Source organism: Pandoraea pnomenusa, from assembly GCF_000767615.3.
Lineage (GTDB): Bacteria > Pseudomonadota > Gammaproteobacteria > Burkholderiales > Burkholderiaceae > Pandoraea > Pandoraea pnomenusa.
Genome location: NZ_CP009553.3, coordinates 3,414,835 through 3,435,206, shown reverse-complemented (window position 1 = coordinate 3,435,206; position 20,372 = coordinate 3,414,835). Strand labels below are relative to the sequence as shown.

The 20,372-nt window shown below is 64.3% G+C and carries 21 protein-coding genes; 15 read left to right on the top strand and 6 right to left on the bottom strand.

Features of this window, described 5'->3' with window-relative positions; genetic code table 11:
• Window positions 1–243: 243 nt before the first annotated feature.
• From pyrG to ftsB, 4 genes are all read left to right on the top strand, one after another.
• Entirely contained in the window at window positions 244–1,902 is a 1,659-nt protein-coding gene (gene pyrG, locus LV28_RS39375; RefSeq protein WP_023596674.1) for a CTP synthase, read from the top strand.
• A 36-nt stretch (window positions 1,903–1,938) separates the two neighbouring features.
• Window positions 1,939–2,793, top strand: a complete 855-nt coding sequence (gene kdsA / locus LV28_RS39370; protein WP_023596673.1) for a 3-deoxy-8-phosphooctulonate synthase — start codon at window positions 1,939–1,941, stop codon at window positions 2,791–2,793.
• A gap of 408 nt (window positions 2,794–3,201) precedes the next feature.
• Window positions 3,202–4,485, top strand: a complete 1,284-nt coding sequence (gene eno / locus LV28_RS39365; protein ID WP_023596672.1) for a phosphopyruvate hydratase — start codon at window positions 3,202–3,204, stop codon at window positions 4,483–4,485.
• Between the two features lie 72 nt (window positions 4,486–4,557).
• A complete protein-coding gene (ftsB, locus tag LV28_RS39360; protein WP_023873833.1) occupies window positions 4,558–4,989 on the top strand; it encodes a cell division protein FtsB in 432 nt (143 codons plus the stop codon).
• Between the two features lie 98 nt (window positions 4,990–5,087).
• Here the strand turns inward: ftsB and LV28_RS48800 are convergent, their stop codons facing one another.
• From LV28_RS48800 to LV28_RS39345, 3 genes are all read right to left on the bottom strand, one after another.
• Window positions 5,088–5,483, bottom strand: a complete 396-nt coding sequence (locus LV28_RS48800) for a hypothetical protein (RefSeq protein WP_155734185.1) — start codon at window positions 5,481–5,483, stop codon at window positions 5,088–5,090.
• A gap of 207 nt (window positions 5,484–5,690) precedes the next feature.
• Window positions 5,691–6,626, bottom strand: a complete 936-nt coding sequence (hslO, locus tag LV28_RS39350) for an Hsp33 family molecular chaperone HslO (protein ID WP_023596669.1) — start codon at window positions 6,624–6,626, stop codon at window positions 5,691–5,693.
• Between the two features lie 240 nt (window positions 6,627–6,866).
• On the bottom strand, window positions 6,867–7,391 hold the full coding sequence (locus LV28_RS39345; RefSeq protein ID WP_023596668.1) for a gamma carbonic anhydrase family protein: 525 nt from the start codon (window positions 7,389–7,391) through the stop codon (window positions 6,867–6,869).
• Between the two features lie 49 nt (window positions 7,392–7,440).
• Here LV28_RS39345 and LV28_RS39340 point away from each other — a divergent pair, with 49 nt between their 5' ends.
• The 10 genes from LV28_RS39340 to LV28_RS39295 all read left to right on the top strand — a co-directional run bounded on the left by LV28_RS39340 (window position 7,441) and on the right by LV28_RS39295 (window position 16,477).
• On the top strand, window positions 7,441–8,403 hold the full coding sequence (locus LV28_RS39340) for a ferritin-like domain-containing protein (protein ID WP_081326900.1): 963 nt from the start codon (window positions 7,441–7,443) through the stop codon (window positions 8,401–8,403).
• Between the two features lie 78 nt (window positions 8,404–8,481).
• On the top strand, window positions 8,482–9,372 hold the full coding sequence (locus tag LV28_RS39335; protein WP_023596666.1) for an alpha/beta fold hydrolase: 891 nt from the start codon (window positions 8,482–8,484) through the stop codon (window positions 9,370–9,372).
• A 119-nt stretch (window positions 9,373–9,491) separates the two neighbouring features.
• Complete coding sequence (locus tag LV28_RS39330) at window positions 9,492–10,325, top strand: 3',5'-nucleoside bisphosphate phosphatase (protein ID WP_023596665.1); 834 nt, start codon at window positions 9,492–9,494, stop codon at window positions 10,323–10,325.
• A 12-nt stretch (window positions 10,326–10,337) separates the two neighbouring features.
• On the top strand, window positions 10,338–10,964 hold the full coding sequence (locus LV28_RS39325; protein ID WP_023873841.1) for an L-threonylcarbamoyladenylate synthase: 627 nt from the start codon (window positions 10,338–10,340) through the stop codon (window positions 10,962–10,964).
• Between the two features lie 73 nt (window positions 10,965–11,037).
• Window positions 11,038–11,703 (top strand): site-2 protease family protein, encoded by a 666-nt coding sequence (locus tag LV28_RS39320; RefSeq protein ID WP_023596663.1) that lies wholly within the window; start codon window positions 11,038–11,040, stop codon window positions 11,701–11,703.
• Between the two features lie 25 nt (window positions 11,704–11,728).
• Entirely contained in the window at window positions 11,729–12,931 is a 1,203-nt protein-coding gene (locus LV28_RS39315) for a tryptophan--tRNA ligase (RefSeq protein WP_023596662.1), read from the top strand.
• Entirely contained in the window at window positions 12,928–13,524 is a 597-nt protein-coding gene (locus LV28_RS39310; RefSeq protein WP_048806593.1) for a class I SAM-dependent methyltransferase, read from the top strand. The genes LV28_RS39315 and LV28_RS39310 overlap by 4 nt, the downstream gene beginning before the upstream one ends.
• A 42-nt stretch (window positions 13,525–13,566) precedes the next feature.
• Window positions 13,567–14,484 (top strand): 4-hydroxy-tetrahydrodipicolinate synthase, encoded by a 918-nt coding sequence (gene dapA / locus LV28_RS39305; protein WP_023596660.1) that lies wholly within the window; start codon window positions 13,567–13,569, stop codon window positions 14,482–14,484.
• 50 nt (window positions 14,485–14,534) lie between these two features.
• Entirely contained in the window at window positions 14,535–15,677 is a 1,143-nt protein-coding gene (bamC, locus tag LV28_RS39300; protein WP_023873845.1) for an NlpB/DapX family lipoprotein, read from the top strand.
• 8 nt (window positions 15,678–15,685) lie between these two features.
• Entirely contained in the window at window positions 15,686–16,477 is a 792-nt protein-coding gene (locus tag LV28_RS39295) for an MBL fold metallo-hydrolase (RefSeq protein ID WP_023596658.1), read from the top strand.
• A 123-nt stretch (window positions 16,478–16,600) separates the two neighbouring features.
• Here the strand turns inward: LV28_RS39295 and LV28_RS48795 are convergent, their stop codons facing one another.
• Together LV28_RS48795 and LV28_RS39285 are read right to left on the bottom strand one after the other, a co-directional pair.
• Window positions 16,601–16,858, bottom strand: coding sequence for a hypothetical protein (locus LV28_RS48795; protein WP_072617452.1), 258 nt, complete (start codon window positions 16,856–16,858; stop codon window positions 16,601–16,603).
• A 179-nt stretch (window positions 16,859–17,037) separates the two neighbouring features.
• Window positions 17,038–18,258 carry a cupin domain-containing protein gene (locus LV28_RS39285; RefSeq protein ID WP_025249359.1) on the bottom strand — a complete coding sequence of 407 codons (1,221 nt, stop codon included), beginning with the start codon at window positions 18,256–18,258 and terminating at the stop codon, window positions 17,038–17,040.
• A gap of 87 nt (window positions 18,259–18,345) precedes the next feature.
• On the opposite strand from LV28_RS39285, the gene LV28_RS39280 reads away from it, so the two are divergent.
• Entirely contained in the window at window positions 18,346–18,873 is a 528-nt protein-coding gene (locus LV28_RS39280; RefSeq protein WP_023596656.1) for an FKBP-type peptidyl-prolyl cis-trans isomerase, read from the top strand.
• Between the two features lie 160 nt (window positions 18,874–19,033).
• Here LV28_RS39280 and LV28_RS39275 read toward each other — a convergent pair whose 3' ends face one another.
• Window positions 19,034–20,230, bottom strand: coding sequence for a hypothetical protein (locus LV28_RS39275; protein WP_147291623.1), 1,197 nt, complete (start codon window positions 20,228–20,230; stop codon window positions 19,034–19,036).
• Window positions 20,231–20,372: the final 142 nt, after the last annotated feature.

Sequence of the window (20,372 nt, the reverse complement as noted above, 5' to 3'; positions counted from 1 at the left end):
GTCGGTGAAACATGCATCGGCGTGCATTGGGGTGCATCGTGGTGCATCGACACACATCGGCATACGTCGAGGTGAAGTGGTGTCTGTCGGTGCCTGCCCGAAAGTGCCGACGTGCGTCGGGGCGCGCCGCACGCGCCGGGGCGGCCCGCACGGTGCCTGTCAAGACCAAAATTTGCCGCGCCGCACATCGAGGGCAAGGCGGCTTTCGGGTATAATCCGGCTTTCCCGCGAGCAATTACTGCGATGACCAAATTCGTTTTTGTCACGGGCGGCGTGGTTTCCTCTCTTGGTAAGGGAATTGCTGCCGCATCTCTGGCCGCGATTCTCGAATCGCGTGGCCTCAAAGTCACCCTCCTCAAGCTTGATCCCTACATCAACGTCGACCCGGGCACAATGAGCCCGTTCCAGCACGGCGAGGTGTTTGTGACCGAGGACGGTGCGGAAACCGATCTCGATCTGGGCCATTACGAGCGCTTCATCAGCGCCAAGATGCGTCGTGCGAACAACTTCACGACGGGCCAGATCTACGAATCGGTGATCCGCAAGGAGCGCCGCGGCGAGTATCTCGGCAAGACCGTTCAGGTCATTCCGCACATCACCAATGAAATTCAGGCCTTTGTCGAGCGCGGCGCGCGTTCGACGTGGGACGGCCATCCCGACGTCGCCATCGTCGAGATCGGCGGTACGGTCGGCGACATCGAGTCGCTGCCGTTCCTTGAAGCCGCCCGTCAGATGAACCTGCGCCTGGGCCGCAACAGCGTGGCCTTCGTGCACCTGACGCTGGTGCCGTACATTGCCACGGCAGGCGAACTCAAGACCAAGCCGACCCAGCACAGCGTGCAGAAACTGCGCGAGATCGGCATTTCGCCGAACGTGCTGCTGTGCCGCGCCGACCGACAGATTCCTGAAGACGAGTGCGCCAAGATTTCGCTGTTCGCGAACGTCCCTCAGGACGCCGTGATTTCGGTCTGGGACGTCGACACGATCTACAAGATTCCGCAAATGCTCCATGACCAGGGCATGGACAAGATCATCTGCGACGAACTGAAAATCGAAGCCAAGCCGGCCGACCTGTCCATGTGGACGCGTCTGGTGCAGGCCGTCGAGAATCCGAAGCACGACGTCACCATCGGCATGGTCGGCAAGTATGTCGATTTGACCGAATCGTACAAGTCGCTCATCGAAGCGCTGCGTCACGCCGCCATCCACACGGAAACGCGCGTGAATATCGAGTACATCGATTCCGAGCAGATCGAGAAGGACGGCACCGATGCGCTCAAGCATCTCGATGCGATTCTCGTGCCGGGCGGTTTCGGTCGCCGCGGCACCGAAGGCAAGATCAAGGCGATTCGTTTCGCTCGTGAGAACCGCGTGCCCTACCTGGGCATCTGCCTGGGCATGCAGCTTGCCGTGATCGAATTCGCACGCGACGTGGCCAAGCTCGCCGACGCGAACAGCACGGAATTCGAGCCGTCGACGCCGCATCCGGTCGTCGCCCTCATCACCGAGTGGCAGGACCGCGACGGCAAGATCGAGCAGCGTACCGAGGACTCGGACCTGGGTGGCACGATGCGTCTGGGCTCGCAACGCGTGCCGGTCAGGGCCGACACGCTTGCCTCGCGCATCTACGGCGACACGGTCAACGAGCGTCACCGTCACCGCTACGAAGTCAACAATCACTATGTCCCGCAGCTCGAGGCGGCAGGTCTGGTGATCTCGGCGCGCACGCCGACCGAGAATCTGCCGGAAATGATGGAGCTGCCGCAACAGGTGCACCCGTGGTTCGTGGGCGTTCAGTTCCACCCCGAGTTCACCTCGACGCCGCGCGATGGCCATCCGCTGTTCAAGGCGTACGTCGAGGCTGCGCTGGCCGGTCAGCAAGCCCGCAAGAAGGCTGCCTGAGGCTGAGTTGCCGCGAGCGAGAAACAAGGAGTTTGCATGAAACTGTGTGGTTTCGAGGTTGGCCTGGACAAACCGTTTTTCCTGATCGCAGGCACCTGCGTCGTCGAGTCGGAACAAATGACGATCGACGTCGCGGGGCAGCTCAAGGAAATCACGGGCGCGCTTGGCATCCCGTTCATCTACAAGTCGTCGTTCGACAAGGCGAATCGTAGTTCGGGCAAGTCCTACCGCGGCCCTGGGCGCGAGGCGGGTCTGAAGATCCTCGAGGAAGTTCGCCGTCAACTCGGCGTGCCGGTGCTCACGGACGTGCATACGGAAGAGGACGTGGCGGTGGCCGCGCCCATCGTCGATGTGCTGCAGACACCTGCCTTCCTGTGCCGCCAGACCGATTTCATTCGTGCCTGCGCCCAGTCGGGCAAGCCCGTGAACATCAAGAAGGGCCAGTTTCTCGCGCCGCACGACATGATCAACGTCATCGACAAGGCTCGCGACGCCGCGCGCGAAGCCGGCCTGCCCGATGATGTCTTCATGGCCTGCGAACGCGGTGTCTCGTTCGGCTACAACAATCTGGTGTCGGACATGCGTTCGCTGGCGATCATGCGCGAGACCGGTGCGCCGGTCGTGTTCGACGCCACGCACTCCGTGCAGTTGCCGGGCGGACAGGGCACCAGTTCGGGCGGCCAGCGCGAGTTCGTGCCGGTGCTCTCGCGAGCGGCCGTGGCCGTGGGTGTCTCGGGACTGTTCATGGAGACGCACCCTGACCCGGCCTGCGCGTTGTCGGACGGCCCCAACGCCGTGCCGCTGGGCCGCATGCGCGAACTGCTCACTACGCTCAAGACCATCGATGCGGCAGTGAAGCAGGGCGAGTTTCTGGAAAATAATTTCAACTGAAATGAGACACACCGTCCTGGGGCCAGTATCAGCACGCTCACAGGACGGGTATAGCGGTCAGACGCCTTGGCAGCATGGCGTCGAGTCGTTAAGCTTGTCGCGCAGCGGTCGCAGTGGCCGTCGCGAGGGTGAGCCTCAGGAGATGCCCGCGTGCCGTACGCCGAGCGCACCGTCGACATCGATGTCATCCCACAGGCCGCCGTGCCTCAATTCGAGGCGCCGTTGTTCCCCCGTCCAGGTATCGCCTCTGTCGGTGCGCGCGCAAGCGCGGCATCGGCGTCCATGTCAGGATTCGGCGCGTGCGGCTCACATGGGCTTGCGCGCCCGACCTGGACGGCGACCGGTGACGGATGGCGGCGCGAAGCAGGTTCCCTTTAGCGTTTTTGTCTTACAGATACCGAGGAATACATGAGTGCAATCGTAGATATCATCGGGCGCGAAGTGCTGGACTCGCGCGGCAACCCGACGGTCGAGTGCGACGTGCTGCTGGAGTCGGGTGTGATGGGCCGCGCGGCAGTGCCGTCGGGCGCGTCGACCGGTTCGCGCGAAGCCATCGAGCTGCGTGACGGCGACAAGGGGCGGTATCTCGGCAAGGGTGTGCAGAAGGCTGTCGAGCATATCAACACCGAGATTTCGGAAGCGATCATGGGCCTGGACGCCGCCGAACAGGCTTTTCTGGACAAGACCCTGATCGAGCTCGACGGCACCGACAACAAGTCGCGCCTCGGTGCGAACGCCATGCTGGCCGTGTCGATGGCGGTGGCCAAGGCCGCTGCCGAGGAAGCCGGCCTGCCGCTGTATCGCTACTTCGGCGGTTCGGGCGCCATGCAAATGCCGGTGCCGATGATGAACATCGTCAACGGCGGCGCACACGCCAACAACAGCCTGGACATCCAGGAATTCATGGTGATGCCGGTCGGCCAGTCGAGCTTCCGCGAAGCCCTGCGTTGCGGCGCGGAGATCTTCCACGCGCTCAAGAAACTGATCGCCGAGAAGGGCATGAGCACGGCCGTGGGCGACGAGGGCGGCTTCGCCCCGAACTTCGCCTCGAACGAAGAGTGCCTGACCACCATCCAACAAGCCGTCGAGAGCGCCGGCTATCGTCTGGGCGACGACGTCCTGCTGGCGCTGGACTGTGCTTCGACCGAGTTCTTCAAGAACGGCAAGTACGAGCTGGCCGGTGAAGGTCTGTCGCTGACCTCGGAAGAGTTTGCCGACTACCTCGCCAACCTGTGCGACAAGTTCCCGATCGTTTCGATCGAGGACGGCATGTCGGAAGACGACTGGGCCGGCTGGAAGATCCTGACCGAGAAACTCGGCAAGAAGGTGCAACTGGTCGGCGACGATCTGTTCGTGACCAACACGAAGATTCTGAAGCAGGGCATCGAGCAGGGCGTGGCCAACTCGATCCTCATCAAGATCAACCAGATCGGTACGCTCACCGAGACGTTTGCCGCCATCGAAATGGCCAAGCGCGCCGGGTACACGGCCGTGGTGTCGCATCGCTCGGGCGAGACCGAAGACTCGACGATCGCCGATATCGCGGTGGGCACCAACGCCGGTCAGATCAAGACCGGTTCGCTCTCGCGCAGCGACCGTATCGCCAAGTACAACCAGCTTCTGCGCATTGAAGAGGATCTCGGCGATATCGCGTCGTATCCGGGCAAGGAAACGTTCTACAATCTGCGCTAATTCCGTTTCCCCGGGAGAGGGGCCGTGACGTCGGTCGCGGCACGTTTCCCGGAATTCTTGCCAGGCGAAAGCATGCGAATGGTGACCTTGGTGCTGGTGCTGCTGCTCGTGGCGATCCAGTATCCGCTCTGGTTCGGCCACGGTGGTTGGTTGTACGTGCACGAACTGCGCGACGAGCTGAGCGCCGAACAGCAGAAGAACGAGCAGTTGAAGGAACGTAACGATCGTCTGGCCGGCGAAGTGCAGGATCTGCAGGACGGCACCTCGGCGATCGAAGAACGTGCTCGTTTCGAGCTGGGCATGGTCAAGGATGGCGAAGTGTTCGTGCAGTTCGTCGGTCCGGATGGCGCTGGCGGCCCGCAAGGTGCTTCGGGTGCCGACGCGCCGCTCGTCTCGTCGACCGAGCCCGCGCACAAGTCGGTGGGGGCCGCGGCGCCCGCCGCAACGCCCGCGTCGCCGTCGAAGGGCAAGACGCAATCTGCGCACAAGTCGCAACATCACTGATTGTCACTGGCGCGGCGCGCGGACGGTAGTACGCAAAAAGGCGTTCCTCACGGAACGCCTTTTTACTTTGTCGCGCGCGGCGCCAATGCCGGCCGGATTCAGAAACCGATACCCACCCCGATGGACGAGCGCGGTCCATACCCGCCCGGCCCGTACCATCCAGGGCCATACCAACCGGGACCATACCAACCGGGACTGCCCCAGCCGCCATAAAAGTAGGCGTTGCTGTTGTAGTAGGTGCGCATGGCACTTTCGTAGGCGCGCTGCGCGCGTTCGCGCTCGATGGTCGATTCCTGCTCGTCGTAGATGCGCTTGTTCAGGCGCGTCAGATCCTGCGTTTGCGCGTCGTTCAGGGCCGGCGCCACCGGCGTCGCCGGCAGGCGTGCCGCCGGTGCGTCGGGTGGCGGCAACTGCCATTGCGCACAGCCGGACAGGAGCGTCATGACGGCCACGCCCAGCGCCGCAGGGGCGCGCCGGACAGCCGAGTGAGCCATGGAACCGAATACCTGCATGCGTCAATTCCCCGGGCGAGTGCCTGATCGAGTGTCGGAAGGCGTGTCGGATTGACCCGCGGCGTCGCGGCGCGATGGCACCGTCCGACGTCGCAGACCGCCGTTGTCATTGAGATTCACTGGCCTGGCTTACGGTTCCGTGCGGTACTGCGTTCGCTGTTCCGGTTGCGCCGGCGATTTGGGCGCGAATCAATGCTGCGCGGACGGCGCGGCGTGCGATTGCTCGGTGAACAGTTGCGCGGCGTCCACCTTGTCGAAATGGTACGTCTGACGGCAGAACTCGCAAGCGACTTCGACGTTCGGACGCTCGTCGAACACGCTCATGACCTCGGCCTCCCCGAGCGTGCGCAGCATGTTGGCCACGCGCTCGCGCGAACAGGTGCAGCGAAACGACGTGACCAGTGGTTCGAACACGCGTACCGCCTCCTCCCAGAACAGACGATGGAGCATGGTCTCCCGGTCGGTGCTCAGCATTTCCTCGCGCTGGAGCGTGTTGCCCAACTGGCAGACCCGGTTCCACGTATCCTCGTCGAGTTCCGGTGCGCGCTCGGCGCCGGTGCCCGCGGTACCGCCATGTCCCGGCAGCTTTTGCAGCAGCATGCCCACGGCGTGATTGTCGTCGCAAGCCAGCCACAGACGGGTGTCGAGCTGCTCCGAGTGATGCATGTAATGTTCGAGGACCGAGGCCATGTCGGGCAGGGCACCGTGCTCGTCGGACAGCGGCACCACGCCCTGATACGGTTGCTGGCCCGGTTGCTTCTCACGCGGGTCGAGCGTGATGGCGAAGTGCGCGCGACCGCGGACATTGACGAGCGACTCGAGCGTGGCGTCGTCCGGAATGTCGCCGCTGTACTTGGCGGTGGCGCGCATCGTCAGATCGGCGTTGCACTCGACCACGGCCATGCTCACCGGACCGTCACCGTGCAACTGCAGGATGAGGGCACCGTCGAACTTGACGTTCGCGGTGAGCAGCGCTGCCGCCGCCATCATCTCTCCCAGCAGATGACGCACCGCCGGCGGGTAGTCGTGGCGCTCCAGCACGGCACGCCAGGTGGCGTCGAGGCTGACGTACTCGCCGCGTACCGGGGCGGCGTCGAACATGAATTTCTGAAGTTGGTCGGACACGGTCGAATTCCTGAAAAATGCGGCAACGGCGGTCAGTGTGACGGGCGGCGATCGAAGGCGAGGCGCACTGGGGCTGCCGCAATCGCCGGGACACCGGGCAAATCGTCCCGAATTGGCACAAAAGCCGAAGATTGGCGCGTCGATATTGCGTTATCTGGGGGCGCGCGCCGCATTTTCAACTCGCCGGCGCCGCAGGTCATGCGCCGGACGGCCAGCGCACGCCGCTCGCCGACGGTGCGTTCAGCCGATGCGCACCAGTTGTTCCTTGAAGACCTGACGGCGCGCCGCGTACACGTCGGCGTTGCGTTTGAGGTTGGCGACTTCCTCGTCGGTCAGCTCTCGCACCACCTTGGCCGGCGCGCCCAGAATCAGGGAGCGGTCGGGGAACGTCTTGCCTTCGGTGACCAGTGCGCCGGCGCCCACGAGGCTGTCGCGCCCGATGACCGCACCGTTGAGCAGCACCGCCTGAATGCCGACGAGGGAGTTCTCTCCCACCGTGCAACCGTGCAGCATGGCCTGATGGCCCACGCTCACCCCTTCGGCGAGCGTAAGCGGGTATCCCGGATCCGCATGCAGCACGGCGCCTTCCTGAACGTTGGTGCCCACGCCGACCCGGATCGGTTCGTTGTCGCCGCGGATCGCGACCCCCGGCCACACGCTGCTGTTCTCCGCGAGAATCACCTCGCCGATGATGGTCGCGGTGTCGGCCACGAAAGCACTCTCGTGGATCTGCGGGGTCTTGTCTCCAAGTTTATAGATCGGCATGGCAGCTTCGCTTCGCGGTTAAAATCGACGAAATTGCTATTGTAACGTCATGGCCGACTTCACTCCCGTGCCCGGCGGCGACACCCCGGGGACCGCCGCTGCTGGCGGCATTCCAGCCCTTCCGAAAGCTTCCAGTGATTCCGATTGCGCGCGCGAACGCGCGCTGGCCTTGCTGCGCCAGCGAGACCCGTACGAGAAAGCCGCCGGCGTGAGCGCGCTGCGCGACGCCGTCCGTACGGGCGCCATGCGTTGGTACCCGTCGCGCCAGATCGCGCCGTGGCGCCCGCCTGGCGGCATCGACGGCGTTGCGGTGAACGACCAAGGCGCAGGCGATGGCGAGCGCGAAGCCGGCATCCCCGGGCGTCCCGACGCCCCGCCACTGGTCTCGCCCCGTGAGCTCAAGCACCGCGCGGTCACGTCGGTGGACGGGCGCGCGGCGCTGCTGCATGCGCTCGCCCACATCGAATTCAACGCCATCAACCTCGCCCTCGATGCCCTCTGGCGTTTCGACGGCCTGCCGCCGGCGTATTACGACGACTGGCTCAAGGTCGCTGCCGAGGAGGCCTATCACTTCTCGTTGCTCGCCCAACATCTGACGACGTTGGGCGAGCCGTATTACTACGGCTGCTTTCCCGCCCACGACGGCCTGTGGGAGATGGCGCGCCGCACCTCGGGCGACTGGCTGGCGCGTCTGGCGCTGGTGCCGCGCACGCTCGAGGCGCGCGGCCTCGATGCCAGCCCGCCCATCAAGGCCAAGCTGGCCGGCGCGGGCGACAGCGCCGGTGCGGCGATCCTCGATATCATCCTGCGCGACGAAATCGGCCACGTCGCCATCGGCAATCGCTGGTATCGCTGGGGCTGCGAGCGTGCGGGTTGCGAGCCGATCGCGACGTATGCCCGGTTGGCGGCCCAGTACAACGCACCGCGCCTGCGCGGGCCATTCAACCTGGAAGCGCGCCGCGCCGCGGGATTCGACGACGCCGAACTCGCCGCACTCCAGGCGGGCGCGTAGCGTCATTTTTGATGCCGCGGTGCAGCCGATATACTCGACGTTCCTCAATCGTTTCGATCTTCAGTATCCGTGAGCGTCATGCTTGATTCGCGATCCGAGTTCCTGACCGTGCGCGGTCTGCGCCATCATGTCCGGCAATGGGGCACGCCCGGTGCACCCAAGCTGTTTCTCCTGCATGGCTGGATGGACGTTTCGGCGTCGTTCCAGTTTGTCGCGCAGACGCTGGCCCGGCGCTGGCACTTGCTCGCACCCGACTGGCGCGGCTTCGGCCTCACCGACTGGCCCGTGGCCGAGGGGCGCAGCGAGAGCTACTGGTTCCCGGACTATCTGGCCGACCTGGAGGCGCTGCTCGACGTGTACGCCGAGCCCGGCGAGGCCATCAATCTGATCGGACACAGCATGGGCGGCAATGTCGCCTGTCTGTATGCGGGGGTGCGCCCCGCGCGCGTGCGCCGCCTCGTGAACCTCGAAGGCTTCGGTTTGCCGCCTGCGCCGGCCACCGCCGCCATCCGCCAGTTGGGCCGCTGGCTCGACGACCTGCAGGCACCGCCCACGCTGCGGGCGTACGCGTCGCTCGACGACGTGGCCGCCCGACTGCGCCGGACCAACCCGCGCCTCACGCCGGAGCGCGCGGCCTGGCTCGCGCAACGCTGGGCGCGACGGGCTGCCGACGGTCAATGGCATCTGCTTGCCGATGCCGCGCACAAGATGGCGAATCCGTATCCTTACCGACTCGAGGAAGCCCAGGCCGTATGGGGCAATGTGAGCGCGCCGGTGTTGCACGTCGAGGCGACGGAGTCCGACGTGCTGCAGCACTTCGCCGGAGCGCAGGGCAAGGACGTCTTTCGCGCGCGTTTCGAGGTCTTTCCGAATTTGACGGAGGCCTTCGTGGCCGACGCCGGCCACATGCTGCATCACGATCAGCCCGAGGAAGTCGCGCGGCTGATCGACGACTTCTGCGCAACGTAGGCAAGGGCGTCGGCGGGTCACTCGCGTCGAGTGCACTTGAGCGGTAGAATGAAGCCGTCATTACTACGTCACGCGCCGGTGTCTGGTCGATCGGACGTCGCATTGCCCGGCGGCACATCATGCTCAACGCGGATCTTCATTGTCATTCCAGGGTGTCGGACGGCACGCTCGCGCCGTCGGAAGTGGCGCAGATCGCGTTCGAGGCCGGCGTCGACCTGTGGTCGCTGACCGACCATGACGAAGTCGGCGGACAGCGCGAGGCGCGTGCGGCCGCTCAGGCACTGGGCATGCGCTACGTGAGCGGCGTGGAAATCTCGATCACGTGGGCAAATCGCACGGTGCATATCGTCGGGCTGAACATCGACCCCGACAATCCCACGCTGATCGACGGACTGGCCGCCACGCGCGGCGGACGGGCCACGCGTGCCCAGCAGATGAGCGATCAACTGGCCGCGGCGGGTATCCCGAACGCCTATGAGGGCGCTTTGCGTTACGTCGGCAACCCGGACCTGATTTCACGCACGCATTTCGCGCGCTATCTGGTGGAAATCGGCAAATGCGCATCGGTGTCGGACGTGTTCACGAAATATCTCGCCGAGGGCCGCCCGGGCTTTGTGCCGCATCGTTGGGCGACGCTGGAGGAGTCCGTGCAATGGATTCTCGGCGCGGGTGGGATTGCCGTCGTGGCCCACCCCGGGCGCTACAAGTTCTCGCCGCTCGAATTCGGGGCGCTGTTCGACCGCTTCCAGGCGCTGGGCGGCGAGGCGATCGAAGTGATCACCGGCAGTCATACGCCGGAGCAATACCGCGAGTATGCCGACGTCGCGCGTCAGTACGGTTTTCTGGCGTCGCGCGGCTCGGACTTTCATGGACCGACCGAGAGCCGTGCGCTACTCGGCAAGCTGCCGCCGTTGCCCGACGACCTCACGCCCATCTGGAGCCGTTGGCAGTAACTTCACGACGCCATGTCGCAATTCTTCCAGATCCATCCGGAAAATCCGCAGTCACGACTCATCAAGCAAGCCGCCCAGATCATCGACAAGGGCGGCATCGTGGCGATGCCGACCGATTCGAGCTATGCGCTCGCCTGTCACATCGACGACAAGCAGGCCGTGGATCGCCTGCGCCGCATTCGCGGACTCGACGAGAAGCAAATGTTGTCGCTGCTCGTGCGTGATCTGTCGGAGTTGGCCGAGTTCGCCCTCGTCGACAACCGGCAGTACCGCCTGATCAAGGCGACCACGCCGGGGCCGTATGTGTTCATACTCGAGGCAACGAAGGAAGTGCCGCGGCGCCTCTCGCATCCGTCGCGAAAGACCATCGGCCTGCGCGTGCCGGAGCATGCGATCACGCTGGCATTGCTCGAGGCGCTGGGCCAGCCGCTGCTGGCCACCACGCTGATTCTGCCGGGTGAAACCGAGCCGATGAATGACCCCGAGGAGATCCGCGAGCGGCTAGAAAAGCAACTTGACCTGGTCATCGATGGCGGCGCCTGCCCGAAGGAGCCGTCGACCGTGGTGGATCTGACCGTCACGCCGCCGGAGGTGCTGCGTCGCGGACGGGGTTCGCTCGCGCCGTTCGGCCTGTCGTGACGGACGTGGTCCGCCGCACGTTGCAACACGCGGTAATACTGGCGCGCAGGCCGGCTTGCTACAATAGCCGGCTATGAATGCAGACCTGATCCAGACCGTTGCGGTCTACGCGCTCCCCGTTCTCTTCGCAATCACTTTGCACGAGGCGGCCCACGGCTACGTCGCGAAGTATTTCGGCGATCCAACGGCCTTCCTGATGGGGCGGGTGACGCTCAATCCGCTCAAGCACATCGATCCGATCGGCACGGTGCTCGTGCCGCTCGCACTTTATTTCATGACGAGCGGCGCATTCCTTTTCGGGTACGCAAAGCCGGTGCCGGTGGCGTTCGGCAGTCTGCGAAATCCGCGCGTCGATACGATCTGGGTGGCGCTCGCCGGTCCGCTGTGCAACTTCGCTCAGGCGATTCTCTGGGCCGTGTTCGGCCTCGGCCTGCAGGCGGCCGGCGTGCACGAGCCGTTCTTCATGATGATGGCGCAGGCGGGATTGCTGGTGAACCTCGTGATGTGCATGTTCAACCTGTTTCCCGTGCCGCCGCTCGACGGCGGCCGCGTGCTGGTGTCGCTGCTGCCCGCGCGTGCGGCCTATACGCTCTCGCGCGTGGAGCCCTTCGGCTTTTTCATCGTGATGGCGCTGGTGGTCAGTGGCGTACTCGGCCGCGTGTGGTTGTGGCCGCTCATCCAGTGGGGCCGCGACTTGATCGTGTGGATGCTCACGCCGCTGATGTCGCTGATTTCCTGACGTATTTGCACAAGATAACGAGACCATGTACCCCGAACGCGTTTTCTCCGGCATGCGACCGACCGGTCGTCTGCACCTCGGTCACTACCACGGCGTGCTCAAGAACTGGATTCAGCTTCAGTCGGAGTATCCGTGCTACTTCTGTGTGGTCGACTGGCACGCGCTCACCACGCACTACGAAACGCCGGAAGTCATCGAGCAGAACGTGTGGGACGTACTCATCGACTGGCTTGCCGCGGGGATCGATCCGAATCAGGCGACGTTGTTCATCCAGAGCAAGGTGCCCGAGCACGCCGAACTGGCCCTGCTGATCGGCATGAGCACGCCGCTGGGTTGGCTCGAACGTGTGCCGACGTACAAGGAGCAGATCGAGAAGCTCAGGGAAAAGGACCTCTCGACCTACGGCTTCCTTGGCTACCCTGTGCTGATGGCGGCCGACATCCTGCTTTATCGCGCGCTGCATGTGCCGGTGGGCGAGGATCAGGTGCCGCACGTCGAGATGACACGCGAAATCGCGCGTCGTTTCAACTACCTTTATGGCCGCGAGGCGGGATTCGAGGAGAAGGCGCTGGCAGCGGCGAAAAAGCTGGGCAGCAAGCGCGCGAAGCTGTATCTGGAACTGCGTACCGGGTACCAGGAGCAGGGCGACGAGGAGGCGCTGGAGCAGGCACGCGCGATGCTCTCCGAGTCCCAGTCGCTGTCGATGGGCGACCGCGAGCGGCTGTTCGGCTATCTCGAGGGCGCGCGCAAGCTGATTCTCGTCGAGCCGCAGGCGCTGCTCACGCCGGCATCCCGCATGCCGGGGCTCGACGGCCAGAAAATGTCGAAGTCTTACAACAACACCATCGGCCTGCGCGAAGACGCAGAATCGATCACGAAGAAGGTGCGCACGATGCCCACCGACCCCGCGCGCGTGCGTCGCACCGATCCGGGGGATCCGGACAAGTGCCCGGTGTGGCAGTTGCATCAGGTCTACAGCGACGACGACACGCGCGAATGGGTGCAAAAGGGCTGTCGCAGCGCCGGAATCGGTTGCATCGAGTGCAAGCAGCCAGTGATCGAAGGCATTTTGCGTGAGCAGCAACCCATGCTCGAGCGTGCACAGAAGTACATGGACGATCCGTCGCTGCTGCGCGCCATTGTGGCAGACGGCTGTGAAAAAGCCCGTAAGTCGGCGCAGGAAATCATGCGCGACGTGCGCGAAGCCATGGGACTTCAGTATTCATGACGGATTCGGCCGTGGTGGGGACGATGCATGGCACGGGTGCGCCGTCAGCGTGGGTCGTGCGTTGGGCGCATCTGATCGCGTCCGGCGCCCGCGTGCTCGACCTGGCGTGCGGCCAGGGGCGCCACGCGCGATGGCTGGCCGCGCGCGGCGCTCGTGTGACGGCCGTCGATCGCGACGCGGCGGCGCTTGCCACCATGTCAACGCTCGCAAACGTCACGACGCTCGCGGCCGATCTCGAAGGCGCGCCGTGGCCGTTCGCCGCGGGGGAAACGTTCGACGCGGTGATCGTCACGAACTACCTGCACCGGCCGCTGTTCGGCACCATTGGCGCCAGCGTTGCGCCGGGCGGGGTGCTGATTTACGAGACCTTCGCGCAGGGAAACGAAAAGTACGGGAAGCCGTCCAACCCGCTGTTTCTGCTGGCACCGGGCGAATTGCTCGATCTCGCGGGTGAGGCGAACTTGCGAGTGGCGGGCTTCGAGGATGTCACGCTGCCGGCGCCGCGCGCGGCCTGCGTGCAGCGTCTGTGCGCCACGCGCGCGGTCCCCGGGGAAAACCCCGCCAGCGCCGCGCTGTACGAGGCGGCTTCGTAATCCGCTACAATCCACCCTTATCGCTGAATTGTTCGATCAACCATGACTACCCAAACTCCGATTCAAGGCAGTATTGTCGCGATTGTCACGCCGATGGCAGAGGACGGCAGCCTTGACCGTGAAGCCCTGCGCAACCTGATCAACTGGCATGTCGACGAAGGCACGGACGGCATTGTGATCGTCGGTACGTCGGGCGAATCGCCGACCGTCAACGTCGAAGAGCATTGCGAACTCATCGAGATCGCCGTGCAGCAAACCGCCGAGGCCGGCAAGTCGCGCGGCCGCAAGGTGCCGGTGATCGCCGGTACGGGCGGAAACTCGACCGCCGAGGCCATCGAACTCACGAAGCATGCGAAGCAGGTCGGTGCGGACGCATCGCTGCAGGTCGTGCCGTACTACAACAAGCCGACGCAGGAAGGGCAGTACCAGCACTTCCGCGCGATCGCCGAAGCCGTCGAGCTTCCGGTGATTCTCTACAACGTGCCCGGCCGCACGGTCGCCGACGCCAGCAATGAAACGCTGCTGCGTCTGGCGCAGGTGCCCGGCATCATCGGCGTGAAAGACGCCACCGGCAACCTGGATCGCGGCATCGACCTGATCCGGCGCGCCCCGAAGAGCTTCGCCGTGTACAGCGGCGACGACCTGACCGCCGTGGCGCTGATGCTCATGGGCGGACAGGGTAATATCTCGGTCACCGCCAACGTGGCACCGCGCGCGATGCACGAACTGTGCGCGGCCGCGCTGGCCGGCGACGTGGCCAAGGCCCGGGAATGGCAATTCAAGCTGTTCGAATTGCACCGTGCCATGTTTGTCGAAGCCAATCCGATCCCCGTGAAATGGGCGCTGCAACAGATGGGCATGATCGCGTCGGGCATTCGCCTGCCGCTCACGCCGCTGGCGCAGCCGTACCACGAAACGGTGCTCGCTGCCCTCAAGTCGGCCAACATTGCCGTTGTCTAAGCTGTCGTTCAGGCACCCGGGTTCGTTGCCCATCCCTTTTTTTGCGACTCATGAAACGAATCGTCAGTAATTCCGTAGCTCGTCCCGTGCTGGCATGGGCCGCTATTGCCTCGTTGGCCCTCGTTGCCGGATGCAGCTCGCTCTCGAGCGCCTTGTCGTCGGACAAGGTCGATTACAAGAGCTCGAAGACCGGCCCTTCGCTCGACGTGCCGCCCGATCTGACGAACGTTCAGGCCGTCGATCGCAAGTACGTGACGCCCGGCGGCACCGCCACGCTGTCGAATTACGAGAATCAGCAGAAGGTGGTGGCAGCCAACCCCTCGACTACCGTGCTGCCGGATGTGCCTGGCATGAAGGTGGTGCGCGACGGCAACGAGCGTTGGCTCGTGATTCAAAAGCCCGCCGGCGACCTGTGGCCGACGTTGCGTGAATTCTGGCAGGAAAACGGCTTCGTGCTGACGATCGATTCGCCCGACACGGGCGTGATGGAAACCGATTGGGCGGAAAACCGCGCCAAGCTCAATCAGGACATCATTCGCGATCTACTCGGCAAGGTCCTCGACGGTCTGTATTCCACCGGAGAGCGCGACCGCTTCCGCACCCGTGTCGAACGTGATCCGAACGGTGGCACGGACATCTACATCACGCATCGTCGCATGGTCGAAGTCTTCACGAACTCGCAAAAGGACACGACCAAGTGGGAGCCGGCGCCGAACGATCCGGGTCTCGAGGCCATCATGCTGACCAAGCTGATGCAGCGCTTCGGTGTCCAGGCCGATCAGGCCAAGGCGCAGGTGGAAAGTGCCAAGCCGGGTGCGCCGGCGACCCAGGTCGTGAAGACGGCCGATTCGGCCTACCTCGACATCAACGAGCCGTTCGACCGTGCATGGCGCCGCGTGGGCGTGGCGCTCGATCGCGGCAACTTCACCGTGGACGATCGTGATCGCGCCAAGGGCTTGTACTTCGTGAGCTACGTCGATCCGGCCACGCTCGCCAAGGACAATGGTTTCTTCTACAGCCTGTTCCATGCGAAGGAAGTGCAGGACAGCAAGAAGGCGAAGAAGTACAGCGTGAACGTGCAGGGGCGCGGCGACAACCAGACCCGCGTGCAGGTGCTCGACGACAAGGGTAACGTCGACAACTCGCAGATCGCGCAGACGATCATCAGTGTGATCGGCAACCAGCTCCGTTAAGGCGGGGCGTGCGGTTCGCCAGTCTAGGCAGCGGCAGCGAAGGCAATGCCCTGCTGGTGGAGGCGTCGGAAGGCGCCTCCACGACGCGTATTCTCCTCGATTGCGGTTTCTCGATGCGAGAGGTCGAGCGGCGCCTGGCGGCTCGCTCGGTCGACGTGGCGTCGCTCGCCGCCATCGTCATCACGCACGAGCATGCCGACCATATTGGCAGTGCTCTCTCCCTCACGCGCAAGTATCGGATCCCGCTCATCATGAGTTGGGGCACAGGGCAGGCCGTCAAGGCGCACGCCACGCTCAAGGTGGACGCCGACGACGCGCTGGTGCGCTGGTGCCGGTCCGACGAACGCCTTGCGGTCGGTGCGATCGAGCTTCATCCGTATACGGTACCTCACGACGCGCGTGAGCCGCTCCAGTTCGTCTTCTCCGATGGCGCGCGTCGGCTGGGGGTGCTCACGGATGCCGGATGCCCCACGGCCCATCTGATCGCTACGCTGGGCGGGTGCGATGCGCTGGTGCTCGAGTGCAATCACGACCGCGAAATGCTGGCCAACAGCAAGTATCCTCCGTCGCTCAAGGCGCGCATTGGCGGCACGTACGGCCATCTGGCCAACGATTCGGCGGCGGAAATTCTCGGGGCGATCGACCGTACCCGATTGCAGCGCGTGATCTGTGCGCATTTGAGCGAGCAGAACAACACGCCGGAATTGGCCATGACGGCGATGTCGGCTGTGATCGGCAGCGAGGCGACGGAGATTCTCGTGGCCACCCAGGCGGGAGGCTTCGATTGGTTGACGTGCTAGCCGGCGCCTGAGGCTGTGTGCGCGCGACGCGCGGGGAAGGAGGGCGTGGGGGCGCGTGAGGCAATAAAAAAGCCGGTCGAATGACCGGCTTTTTTGTCTCGGCTGCCTTGCGGCAGCGAGAGCTTACTTGCTGGCAGCAGCGTCAGCAGCCGAAGCAACGGCGTCAGCAGCAGCACCAGCAGCCGAAGCGGCCGTGTCAGCAGCAGCACCGGCAGCCGAAGCAGCCGAATCAGCAGCAGCGCCAGCAGCCGAAGCGGCGTCCGAAGCAGCCGTAGCAGCCGAAGCGGCAGCGTCAGCAGCCGGAGCAGCGGCTTCTTCCTTCTTGCCGCAGGCGGTCAGGGCGATAGCCAACAACGAAGCGACGAGGAGAGACTTCTTCATGATCACGTCCTTTTATGGTAGAAGACAAGCGAATGAATAATTAGTTACGGTAATACGCTCTTGCCAGCGCAAAGCCGATTGCGAGACATTGGCAATTGAGGATTACCCTTGGTCATGCAAGCTGCTTGGCGAGAAATTATATTGGGTTTTCCCCAATGCGTCACGTCAAACTCGCGCAATTACCCCGCTTTTTTCCTTACGGCGCGCAACTTTCGCGCCGGCCCCGGGTCGGCGGAAATCTGTACCCAGCCCGAAGCATACCAATCGTACATAATTTCGACGATTTCTTGGTCTTTTTGCTCGAAATTCGCACATTCCTCAGCATTGAGTCGACGTTTGTCGGCGAGCGCACGCAACGTCGATCGCGTACTGACGGGGACTTCCAGCGGCTCGCCGTTCACGTAGTATCGGTTGCGTCGATACAACAATTGAGTCTTCGGCGACAGTGCGATACCTCGCGACGCGGCTTCCCGGGCGAATCGGCCGGGCGAAACGGGGGATGCCGGCGGGTCGAAAAACACATGCGACTTCGGCTCGCTCAGCCAGCGGCCCAGAAAATCTTCCACTTCCTTGCGCCCCCAGCGGACCTTCTCCAGCTGTGCCGCGAGCGTGTCGACCATCGCATCGGGCAGCGCGGCGGGGTGTTTGACCGCCGGCTGCTTCGGGTCGGCATATCGGCCGGCGAAATGACGGGCGAACGCGAGCTCCGGCGCGTTCTCCGCGAGGTAGTACAGGAAGTTCTGCAGCATTTCCTGTTCGAGCGGTGCGCGAAAACCGATCGAGTAGGTCATGCATTCGCCCTGGGCCACGCCGTCGTGCGCATAGCCAGGCGGCAGATAGAGCATGTCGCCAGGTTCGAGTACCCACTCCTGTTCTGGCTCGAAGTGCCGGAGGATGCGCAACGGTACGCCCTCTTGCCAGGTCGTGTCGCGCTGCGGCCCGATGCGCCAGCGTCGCTGGCCGTGCGCCTGCAGCAGGAAGACGTCGTAGGAATCGAGATGCGGTCCGACACCGCCGCCATCGGTCGCGTAGCTGATCATGACGTCATCAAGACGGGCGTCGGGAATAAAGCGAAACTGTTGCATGAGGGCGTCGACGGCGGGTGCATGAAGGTTCACGCCTTGCACGAGCAGTGTCCACTGTTTGCGCGATAGCGGCGGCAGCGAGTCGGCGTCGAAGGGTCCGTGCTCGAGGGTCCAGCGTTTGCGCGAGTGGGTGATGAGGCGCGATTCCACGTCGTCCTGCGCGGCGAGGGCGAAGAGCGCCTCACGCGAGAGCGGCGCCATGAAGCCGGGAATCGCCTGCCGAATGAGCAGTGGGCGCTTGTGCCAATAGCGCTTCATGAACGCATCGGGGGTGAGGCCGCCGAGCGGGGGCGAGGAGGGGCGGGAAGTCGTCATGCGGATGTCGAGGCTTGGCTCCGATCGATTGCCGGGTCGCTGTCATACGGCTGCGCGTATAATGCGGGCTGTTTTTCGGAGAGTTTGATGAAGATCGAAAAGAATACCGTCGTCTCGGTGACTTACAAGTTGTCGGACGCTCAGGGCAACCTGATCGAGGAAAGCGGCGCCGAGCCGATGGTTTATCTGCACGGCGGCTATGATGGCACGTTCCCCAAGATCGAGGAAGCGCTCGATGGACAGGACGTCGGCTACGAAACGCACCTGCAACTGGAGCCGACCGATGCCTTCGGCGACTACGATCCGGAGCTGATCAAGGTCGAGGAGCGCAGCCGTTTCCCCGAGCCGCTTGAAGTCGGCATGCAGTTCGAGGGCACGCCGGAAGATGGCGATGACGAAGCGGACACGCTGATCTACACCGTGACCGATGTGGCGGACGACAAGGTCGTGCTCGACGGCAACCATCCGCTCGCCGGCATGGCGCTGCGCTTTGAGTTGACGGTAGCGGACGTGCGTCCCGCAACGGAAGAGGAAGTCGAGCATCAGCACGCGCACGGTGCATCGGGTCTCGAAATCGTCGACGAAGACGAAGACGACGCCCCCACGCTGCACTGAGTCTCGGCGCGTCGGATTGCCAGACGGGCGATTCGCGCCTCGGGTGCGGTGCATGCGGGCGAACGGATCGCGCATGCCAAGTTGGAACGGACGCCGGGTTCGGCGCATTGCCTCGCGCAATGTGCCGGATCCGGCGTTTGCATTTTGTGCGCGCCGATTGTCAGTTGCGGCGCGTCGCGCCGCGCGGGGCCCCTTCGCGAATGAGCGACGGGCCGATCGGCATGACGCCCTGGTTCGGGTCCGAGCTCATGCCGTTCACGTGAGTCGCGGAAGCCCCCGGCTTGGGGTAGAGCGAGGAATAGGGCACAGCAGTCGGCGCGGTCCCTGACACGCCGTCGGAGGGTGCGAACGGCGCTGTCGGTGCGGACTGCGATTTCTCCGGCTCCGGGTTGGGCATGATGCCGGGTACGGGCGCCGGCCCGATTCGCGCGTTGCCGGGCGCTGCATTGCTGTTCGGCGGTAACAGTTCGCTGTCGAAGCGGAACAGTTGAGGTGTGCGTGGATCGACGCGCACCCGCACCCAACGGTTCGCCGTCGGTGATCCGAAGGTGCTCAACTGGGTAAACGTCTTCACTGGCGCGCCGTGCGCGTCGCGCAGCGGCTGTGCATGATGCATCGTCCGGCCGCCGTCAATCAGCAGGATCGGCCCCTTGAATCGCGCTGCGAGTCGTTGCAGCTGGGTGCGGAAGTCCTTGTACCCGTCCACGCCGCGCCGCCCGGCGCGATCGGAAAAGATTCCGCCCAACCCGCCGCTGCGCGCGGGCTCGAACTGCGGATCCGCCGCCGCGACGACAACGATGCCCCGTGCTTCCTTTTGCTTGGCATAGACCAGGGCGTGCTGCAACCACACTCGCGTGGCGATCACGCGGTCCTCGTACTCGCCGTTGCGTCCACCCGCGGAGCGGTAGTTATTGTTGTTGCCGGGTAGATTCAGTCCGACGAACACCACGTCGCGGTAGAACCACCGCACGTTCTCGTGGTACTGGCGAAAGCGTGCCATGTCGCTCTGACGCGTGAGGTCGAACTGTGCGTATCCGACGGGGCCGGGCCCGAGCAGGGCGTCGTCGTCGAATGCATGATCGCGCAGGAAGTCGAGGCGCTCCACCGGGTTATAGCCCCCGTCTCCGGGGCGCTGGCAGTCCGCCCAGTCGTTGCCGCCCGGTACGTAGATCAGCGGCTTTGGGGAACTGGCCAGCAGACTGAGGCGCTGCGTGATGAGATCGTCGCGGCACGACTCCGTCGGTCCTTTCAGGTTGCCCGCGTGCACGACGAATGCCGCAGCACTGTCGCCGATGCTGGCCAGCACGCTGCGCACCACAGGCACTTCCGTGTTGCCGAACGGGGTGTTGCCAAGCACCGCAAATTCGAATGGCGGCGGCTTCGCGGGGCCTTTGGTCGGCGCCCTGGTCGCAGCCTTCCCTGGCACGCGTGCATTGGCGGCGCACGCGGGTGACGGCAGGGCGAGCGTCACAACCCAGGCGAGCGCGAACGTCGCCGCG

Bases quoted from the DNA above. Each gene is read 5' to 3' on its own strand.
- pyrG (WP_023596674.1), top strand. From the start codon at position 244: ATGACCAAATTCGTTTTTGTCACGGGCGGCGTGGTTTCCTCTCTTGGT.
- kdsA (WP_023596673.1), top strand. From the start codon at position 1,939: ATGAAACTGTGTGGTTTCGAGGTTGGCCTGGACAAACCGTTTTTCCTG.
- eno (WP_023596672.1), top strand. From the start codon at position 3,202: ATGAGTGCAATCGTAGATATCATCGGGCGCGAAGTGCTGGACTCGCGC.
- ftsB (WP_023873833.1), top strand. From the start codon at position 4,558: ATGCGAATGGTGACCTTGGTGCTGGTGCTGCTGCTCGTGGCGATCCAG.
- LV28_RS48800 (WP_155734185.1), bottom strand. From the start codon at position 5,483: ATGGCTCACTCGGCTGTCCGGCGCGCCCCTGCGGCGCTGGGCGTGGCC.
- LV28_RS39345 (WP_023596668.1), bottom strand. From the start codon at position 7,391: ATGCCGATCTATAAACTTGGAGACAAGACCCCGCAGATCCACGAGAGT.
- LV28_RS39340 (WP_081326900.1), top strand. From the start codon at position 7,441: ATGGCCGACTTCACTCCCGTGCCCGGCGGCGACACCCCGGGGACCGCC.
- LV28_RS39335 (WP_023596666.1), top strand. From the start codon at position 8,482: ATGCTTGATTCGCGATCCGAGTTCCTGACCGTGCGCGGTCTGCGCCAT.
- LV28_RS39330 (WP_023596665.1), top strand. From the start codon at position 9,492: ATGCTCAACGCGGATCTTCATTGTCATTCCAGGGTGTCGGACGGCACG.
- LV28_RS39325 (WP_023873841.1), top strand. From the start codon at position 10,338: ATGTCGCAATTCTTCCAGATCCATCCGGAAAATCCGCAGTCACGACTC.
- LV28_RS39320 (WP_023596663.1), top strand. From the start codon at position 11,038: ATGAATGCAGACCTGATCCAGACCGTTGCGGTCTACGCGCTCCCCGTT.
- LV28_RS39315 (WP_023596662.1), top strand. From the start codon at position 11,729: ATGTACCCCGAACGCGTTTTCTCCGGCATGCGACCGACCGGTCGTCTG.
- LV28_RS39310 (WP_048806593.1), top strand. From the start codon at position 12,928: ATGACGGATTCGGCCGTGGTGGGGACGATGCATGGCACGGGTGCGCCG.
- dapA (WP_023596660.1), top strand. From the start codon at position 13,567: ATGACTACCCAAACTCCGATTCAAGGCAGTATTGTCGCGATTGTCACG.
- bamC (WP_023873845.1), top strand. From the start codon at position 14,535: ATGAAACGAATCGTCAGTAATTCCGTAGCTCGTCCCGTGCTGGCATGG.
- LV28_RS48795 (WP_072617452.1), bottom strand. From the start codon at position 16,858: ATGAAGAAGTCTCTCCTCGTCGCTTCGTTGTTGGCTATCGCCCTGACC.
- LV28_RS39285 (WP_025249359.1), bottom strand. From the start codon at position 18,258: ATGACGACTTCCCGCCCCTCCTCGCCCCCGCTCGGCGGCCTCACCCCC.
- LV28_RS39280 (WP_023596656.1), top strand. From the start codon at position 18,346: ATGAAGATCGAAAAGAATACCGTCGTCTCGGTGACTTACAAGTTGTCG.